We start from the raw sequence: 6,699 nt of genomic DNA, 5'->3' as shown, positions 1-6,699 counted from the left end.
CCCGCGCCCCCCCCCCCCCCCCCCCCCCCCGCCCCGCCGCCCCCCCCCCCCCCCCGCGGCCAGGGCGCGCGCGGCCCCCCCCCCCCCCCCCCCCCGGGGGGGCGGCGAGCCGGAGGGTTGACAGCCAGCCTGCGAGCAGGGCGCGACACGCCGCGCGGAACCGCGCGACACACCGCGAACCGCCCTGATCCTGCAGGCTGGCTGTCCGATCCCCCCTCCGCGGTGATCACGGACGGCTGAGCGCTCAACTGTGCATGATCACAGCGGAGTGCGGGTGGGTGGCCGTGGGGCTGGGTCGGCGGGCGGCAGAGTGGGTGGTGTGCGACGCCTGCCGAACCCCGCCGTCCTGACCTCCGCCGCCCTCGCACCGGCCGCGCTGGTCCTCGTGCTCACCGGGTGCAGCGCCACCGCGCCGGAGAGCGCCCCGACGACGAGCCGACCGGCACCCACGAGCAGCCCGGCACCGACGACGTCCGCGGACGACGGGCAGGCCGCCGCCGCGCAGGCGCGGTTCGCCGCGCTGGAGGAGGAGTTCGACGCCCGCCTGGGCCTGTTCGCGCTCGACACCGGGTCAGGGCGCGTCCTGGCCCACCGGGCCGACGAGCGCTTCGCGTTCGCCTCGACGTTCAAGGCGCTCGCCGCCGGGGCCGTGCTGGCCGCGACGACGGAGGAGGAGCTCGACGCGGTGGTGACGTGGGACGAGCAGGACCTCGTGCCGCACTCCCCCGTCACCGGGCAGCGCACCCGTGACGGCCTGCCGCTGCGCGACGTGGCCCGGGCCGCGGTGACCGTCAGCGACAACACGGCCGCGAACCTCCTGCTGGAACGCGTGGGCGGACCCGCCGGCCTGGAGGCGGACCTGCGCGCGCTGGGGGACGCGACCACCGAGGTCGAGGACGTCGAGCCGGCGGTCAACGACGTCGCTCCCGGGCAGGTCGCGAACACCAGCACCCCGCGGGCGCTGGCGCAGGCCCTGCGCGCGTACGCGCTGGGCGACGCCCTCGACGACGGGGACCGCGCCCAGCTGCTGGAGTGGCTGCGCGCCAACGAGACCGGCGACGAGATGGTCCGCGCGGGCGTCCCGGACGGCTGGGGCGTCGGCGACAAGACCGGCCGGTCGGGCGCCTACGGCAACCTCAACGACGTCGCCGTCGTCCAGCCGCCCGACGGCCGCGCCCCGTGGGTCCTGGCCGTGCTCACCGACCGCGCCGACGTCGACGCGGAACCCGACCCCGCGCTGGTCGCCCGGGCGGCGCGGGTCGTGGTGGACCACCTCGGCTGAGCCGTCACCCCACCACGGGCTGCACCAGTTGCGTGCGCAGGACGGCGGGGTCGACGTCCGGGCCGGGTTCGGTCAGGTACACCTCCCAGAACACCGGCCCGGCCGGCAGCCCGCGCTCGTCCACCCACGCCCGCAGCCGCTCCCACGAGGCGCCCAGCCCGTCGTAGCCGCCGGTGTGCACGCAGGTGGCCGCGCGACCGCCCGGCAGCGCCCCCGGCTCGACGCCCCCGGCGGCCCGCACGGGACGGTCCACCGCGAAACCCACCTCCAGGTCCCAGGCGTCGGCGGCCAGGTCGCGGTACAGGGCGTGCGCGGCGGCGACGGGCCGCACGCCCTGCGCGCGCAGCTGCTCCGCGAGCGCCGCGAAGGACGAGTCGAAGAACTCCCGCAGCGCGTCCGGGGCGACCCGGGCGCGCACCACCGCCACCGCGGCGGGGTCGAGGACGACCAGCCGCGGCCCGTCCTCGATCACGCCGGCACCGGCCGGTAGACCAGGTGCAGGGCGCCCGCGGGCAGCGCCTCGGAGGACACCAGCTCCAGCGGGACCCGGTCCAGCTCGTCGGTCCAGCGGCGCTCGCCGGAGACGACGACGGGGTCCACCAGCAGGTCCAGCTCGTCGAGCAGCCCGGCGCCGAGCAGGGAGCGGACCGTGGTCAGGCTGCCGGACATCCCGATCGTGCCGTCGGTCTCCTCCCGCACGCGGCGCACGTCGTCCAGGGAGCGCAGCAGCGTGGTGCCCTCCCAGGTCGCCTCCCGCAGCGTCGTGGACAGCACGTACTTGCGGACCGGGTTGATGAACAGGCGGAAGTCGTCCTCCTCGTTCGCGGGCCAGTACTGCGCCCACTGCTCGTAGAGGACCCGGCCCATGAGGTAGGCGTCGCAGCGGGAGGTGTGCCGGTCCACGGCCTGACCCATCGCGTCGTCGAAGTAGGGGAAGTGCCAGCGGTCGGGGCGCTCGGCGGAGCCGTCGAGCGTCGTGAACAGGTTGGCGGCGATGCGTCCCACGGTGGTGCCTCCCGGTGCGGTGGTCCTTCGTGCGGTGGTGTCGCGGGATGGACCGGGCGCCCGGTCCGGACTCATCGGTGCCGGGCGAGCTGGGCGCGCTGGACGAGCGCGGCGACGCCGTCGAGGACGCGCTCGACGCCGAAGCGGTGCGCGTGGCCGGGGTCGTGGGCGCTGCCGTGCGCGGCGCCGGCGGCGGCACCGACGCGCACGGCCCGCGGGTAGCGCTCCGGGTCCAGCACGCGCGCCAGCAGCGGGCCGGCGCGCTCCCACCACTGCTCGTCGGTGCCGTCGTCGCGGACGGCGGCGCGGGCGGCCGCTGCGTCGCGGGCGCAGGCGCGCACGACGACGAGCAGGTGGGTCAGGCACGCGTCGACCGTCACGTCGTCCAGGCCGGTGCCGTCGAAGGCGGCCAGCTGGTGCTCGTAGGCGGCGGTCTGCCCGGGCCCCAGCGGCGGGCGCAGCGTGGACACCTCCGCCAGCCACGGGTGGGCGTCGAACAGCCGGCGCTCGTCCTCGGCGAGCGCGGCGACCCGCTCGCGCCAGGGGCGGCCGGTGGTGTCCTCGCGGGGTGCGGCGGCCAGGGCGGCGTCGACGAGGAGGTCGAGCAGCTCGGCGCGGTCGGCGACGTAGGTGTACAGCGACATCGCGCCCACGCCCAGGCGCTCGGCGACCCGGCGCATCGACAGGGCGGCCAGGCCGTGCTCGTCGGCGAGGGCGGTGGCCGCGGCGACGACGTCGTCGAGGTCCAGGGAGCGGCGCGGGCCGCGGCGGGGCACCGCGTCCGGGTCCCGCCACAGCAGGGCCAGCGTGCGGGCGGGGTCGCCGGCGCCGGTGCGGTCCGCGGTCACGGGAACATCCTGGCCCGCCGCGCGTTGACCCCTCTACGTCGTACAGCGTACGTGGTCAGCGTGTGCGCGGCGGCGCCGACCGAGGAGGTCCCGTGCACGTCACCGCCACCGCCGTCTCCCTCACCGTCGACGACCCCGCCGCGTCCAGCGCCTTCCTGCAGCGGCACTTCGGCTTCAGCGAGGACGTGGCCGCCGACGGCTTCGCCAGCCTGTCCCGCCCCGACACCGGCGCCTCCGTCGTCTACCTGCGCCGGGGGCTGGCCACCCTGCCCGCCGACCAGCGCGACGAGCGCGCGCAGGGCGTCATCGTCGCCCTCGTCGTCGACGACCTGGAGGGCGAGCTGGCCCGCCTGCGGCGCGAGGGCGTCACCATCACCATGCCGCTGACCGTCGAGGAGTGGGGCGAGCGGGCCTTCCAGGTCCGCGACCCCAACGGCGTCGTCGTGCAGCTCGTCGACTGGAACGGGCCGGCCGCCGGCTGACGCGGCCTAGTGGCTCCCGCGGCCCCGGGCGGACTCCAGCCCGGGCCGCAGCAGCCGGTCGGTCAGCGCCCCCGTGACGAACGAGAAGACGGCCTTGTGCCCGACGTCGACGAGCAGCTCGCGCACCGGCCAGGTGCGCGGCGGCGCGCCGGCGCCGGTGCCGTTCTCCAGCGTCTGGTCGAAGGACAGCCGCACGAGGGTGTGGGCGGCGCTCGCCCGCGGCCCGCGCAGGCCGACCACCGACCACACGCCCCGCAGGGCGCCGAGGGCCGCGCCCGTGGCGTAGTGCATCGCGTGGTTCCAGCCCGCCGGGCGCACGTCGTCGCCGACCGGCCGGCCCAGCAGGGTCAGCAGCGTCCGGCCGGGCACGTACGAGGAGGGCCGGCGGGTCAGCGCCTGCTCGCCCTTCTCCCCCGCGGCCATCACCCCGGCCCCGACGGCGCCCGCCGCGGCGCCGACCACCGCCGCCCGCGCGATCCCGGTCAGCCTGCTCCCGCTCACGTCCGTCACGGTGGACGACTACCCCGCGCGGGCCCGTCCACGCGTACTCACGCCGTCCAGCCCAGCAGGGCCTCCCCCGCGCTCAGCGCGGTGAACCACACCAGGAGGGTCACGGGCGGCACCAGCAGGAACCACCACGCGCCGCGGCGCACCCAGCGCACGCCCAGCGCGAGCGCCCCCCACCACGCCAGGCCCAGCAGCACGACGGCCCACAGCGGCGCCAGCAGGCCGGAGGCGAGGACGAGCAGGCCGACGAGCAGGTGGGCGGCGACCGCGACGGTCACCGCCGCCCACCACAGCGGCCCCCGCCGGGCCGGCGGCCCCTGCGCGCCCGCCGCCACCGTCAGCTCCCCCCGGTGCGCAGCAGGACGCGGGCGGGGGCGCCGTCGCAGCCGGGCAGCAGCAGCGGCAGGCACAGCAGCTCGTAGGCGCCCGGGGCGACGGCGCCCAGCTCCAGCGCCTCCACGACGACCGCCCCGGCGGCCAGCAGGACCTCGTGCACGGGCAGTGCGCCGGCGTCGTCGGCGTCGACGGACAGGCGGTCGACGCCGACCAGGCGCACCCCGCGCGCCAGCAGCGCCCGCGCGCCGTCCGCGGTGAGCGCGGGACCGGGGGCGTCCCACGGGCCGGCGCCGCGCGAGCGCAGCAGCACCCGCGACGTCCCGGCCGGCAGGCCCAGGGCGTCCACGCCGGCGGCGTCCACGTCCTCGCGCACGTCCACCACGACGCACGGGCCGACCAGGACGTCCAGCGGCAGGGCGTCCACCCCGCCGCCGTCGAGGAGGTGGGCCGGGGCGTCCACGTGGGTGCCGCAGTGCGTGGAGCACGACAGCAGCGACACGTCCGCGACGTCCCCCGCCGCGCGGGAGAGCACCCGGCGCACGGTGAGCTCCGGGTCGCCGGGGTAGACCGGCGTGCGACCGGGGACGAGCGGCACCGTGACGTCCAGCAGCACCGCGCCCGCCCCTCCCGCCGCCGTCCTCAGCCGGTGACGAGGTCCAGGCGGCGGGACTGGTCGGAGGCGAACTTGCGCTCCGGGTCCACGGCGTCGCGGACCTTCCGCCAGGCCGGCAGGTCCGGGTACATGCGCGCGAACCGGTCGGCCGTGGTGCGCGAGTCCTTCGCCAGGTACAGGCGGCCGCCGGCCTCCAGCACCATCTCGTCGAGGGTGTCGCACAGCTCGGCCAGGCCCTTGCGCACCGGCAGGTCCACCGCCAGCGTCCACCCCTCCTGCGGGAAGGACAGGGGCGCGTCGTTGCCCGGGCCGAAGCGCTTGAGCACGTTCAGGGCGGAGATGTGCCCGGACTCCACGATGGTCTCCATGCTGCGGCGCAGCAGGTCCGTGCGGTCGAACGGCACGACGAACTGGTACTGCAGGAACCCGTGCGGGCCGTAGGCGCGGTTCCAGTCCGCGAACAGGTCGAGCAGGTGGTAGAACTGCGTGATGTTCTGCACCACCCCCTGCTGCGTCTTCGCCTTGCGGTAGTAGAACTCGTTCAGCGCCTTGGCCGTCAGCCGGTTCAGCATCCCCGGCGGGAACAGGTCCGGGAAGCTCGCCAGCTGCGGCGCGTCGAACTTCAGCGGGTCCTTGCGCAGCTTCTTCGGCAGGTCCTCCAGCTTCGCCGAGGACCCGCGCAGCAGGAACCCGCGGCCCATGTGCTCGCCCGTGGTCACGGAGTCGAACCACGTCTTGGAGTACGTGTAGTTCTCGTCGTTCTGCTGCAGCCGCGAGAGCATGTCGTCGAAGTCGGGGGCCTGCTCGACGTCGGCGATGAAGTACGAGGTCTCCACCCGGTCCAGGCGGATCCGCGCCCGCAGCACGATGCCCGTCAGGCCCATGCCGCCCGTGGTGGCCAGGAACAGCTCGCGCTCGGGGCCGTCGGGGGTCAGGGTGCGGACCTCGCCGTCGGCGGTGAGCAGGTCCATCGACAGCACGTGCCGGGTGAAGGTGCCCTGCGTGTGGTGGTTGCCGCCGTGGATGTCCGCGCCGATCGCGCCGCCGACCGTCACCTGGCGGGTGCCCGGCAGCACCGGCACCCACAGCCCGTGCGGGACCACCGCGCGCAGCAGCGTGTCCAGCGACACCCCGGCGTCCACGTCGGCGAAGGCCCCGTCGACGTCGATGCGGTGGATGCGCGACAGGCCCGTCATGTCGACGACGAGCCCGCCGGCGTTCTGGGCCGGGTCGCCGTAGCTGCGGCCCAGGCCGCGCGCGATGACGCCGCGCGGGCCGGCCGTGCGGACGGCCTCGGCGATGACGTCCACGTCGCCCGTGCGCAGCACCGTCGCCGTCGTCGGCGCGGTGCGCCCCCAGCCCGTCAGGCGCCGGCGGGCGCGCTCGGCACGGTCACCCGCGCCGGTCCCGGTGGGAGAGCTCGCGGTCGTGCTCGCAGTCGTGGTCGCCACCGGGAGAGCCTAACGCCGCGCCGCGGCGCTGCTCCGGACCGGTGACAGCGGGCACCGGCGGCCCGCCCGGGCTCCAGCGGGGCGCCGGGTCTGCCGAGGAGGACCTCGTGACCACCGACCGCGCCGGGAGCGCCGCCGCACCGGCCGTCGACCGCCGGCTGCTCGTCGCCGCGGC

The 6,699-nt window shown here is 76.8% G+C and carries 9 protein-coding genes; 2 read left to right on the top strand and 7 right to left on the bottom strand.

Going from position 1 to position 6,699, the window contains the following annotated elements:
- Nucleotides 1–319 precede the first annotated feature (319 nt).
- Nucleotides 320–1,282, top strand: coding sequence for a class A beta-lactamase (gene bla / locus ACRYMY_RS19300; RefSeq protein WP_432548837.1), 963 nt, complete (start codon nucleotides 320–322; stop codon nucleotides 1,280–1,282).
- A gap of 4 nt (nucleotides 1,283–1,286) precedes the next feature.
- Here the strand turns inward: bla and ACRYMY_RS19295 are convergent, their stop codons facing one another.
- From ACRYMY_RS19295 to ACRYMY_RS19285, 3 genes are all read right to left on the bottom strand, one after another.
- Complete coding sequence (locus ACRYMY_RS19295) at nucleotides 1,287–1,754, bottom strand: GyrI-like domain-containing protein (protein ID WP_432548836.1); 468 nt, start codon at nucleotides 1,752–1,754, stop codon at nucleotides 1,287–1,289.
- Nucleotides 1,751–2,287 (bottom strand): dihydrofolate reductase family protein, encoded by a 537-nt coding sequence (locus ACRYMY_RS19290; protein WP_432548835.1) that lies wholly within the window; start codon nucleotides 2,285–2,287, stop codon nucleotides 1,751–1,753. Before ACRYMY_RS19290 ends, ACRYMY_RS19295 begins: the two co-directional genes overlap by 4 nt.
- Before the next feature lie 71 nt (nucleotides 2,288–2,358).
- Nucleotides 2,359–3,135 (bottom strand): TetR/AcrR family transcriptional regulator, encoded by a 777-nt coding sequence (locus ACRYMY_RS19285; protein ID WP_432548834.1) that lies wholly within the window; start codon nucleotides 3,133–3,135, stop codon nucleotides 2,359–2,361.
- Nucleotides 3,136–3,227: 92 nt separating this feature from the next.
- On the opposite strand from ACRYMY_RS19285, the gene ACRYMY_RS19280 reads away from it, so the two are divergent.
- Nucleotides 3,228–3,617, top strand: a complete 390-nt coding sequence (locus ACRYMY_RS19280) for a VOC family protein (protein WP_432548833.1) — start codon at nucleotides 3,228–3,230, stop codon at nucleotides 3,615–3,617.
- Nucleotides 3,618–3,623: 6 nt separating this feature from the next.
- On the opposite strand, the gene ACRYMY_RS19275 is transcribed toward ACRYMY_RS19280, so the two are convergent.
- The 4 genes from ACRYMY_RS19275 to ACRYMY_RS19260 are packed head-to-tail and all read right to left on the bottom strand — an operon-like array spanning nucleotide 3,624 to nucleotide 6,524.
- Nucleotides 3,624–4,118 carry a hypothetical protein gene (locus ACRYMY_RS19275; protein ID WP_432548832.1) on the bottom strand — a complete coding sequence of 165 codons (495 nt, stop codon included), beginning with the start codon at nucleotides 4,116–4,118 and terminating at the stop codon, nucleotides 3,624–3,626.
- 47 nt (nucleotides 4,119–4,165) lie between these two features.
- Complete coding sequence (locus ACRYMY_RS19270; RefSeq protein WP_432548831.1) at nucleotides 4,166–4,402, bottom strand: hypothetical protein; 237 nt, start codon at nucleotides 4,400–4,402, stop codon at nucleotides 4,166–4,168.
- Between the two features lie 59 nt (nucleotides 4,403–4,461).
- Nucleotides 4,462–5,073, bottom strand: a complete 612-nt coding sequence (locus ACRYMY_RS19265; protein ID WP_432548830.1) for a cyclase family protein — start codon at nucleotides 5,071–5,073, stop codon at nucleotides 4,462–4,464.
- A 26-nt stretch (nucleotides 5,074–5,099) separates the two neighbouring features.
- On the bottom strand, nucleotides 5,100–6,524 hold the full coding sequence (locus ACRYMY_RS19260) for an FAD-binding oxidoreductase (protein WP_432548829.1): 1,425 nt from the start codon (nucleotides 6,522–6,524) through the stop codon (nucleotides 5,100–5,102).
- Between the last annotated feature and the right edge of the window lie 175 nt (nucleotides 6,525–6,699).

This window comes from Kineococcus haloalkalitolerans (assembly GCF_050871905.1).
GTDB lineage: Bacteria > Actinomycetota > Actinomycetes > Actinomycetales > Kineococcaceae > Kineococcus.
Note: the sequence above shows the minus strand (reverse complement) of the source record. Positions and strands in the feature narration are given on the sequence as shown.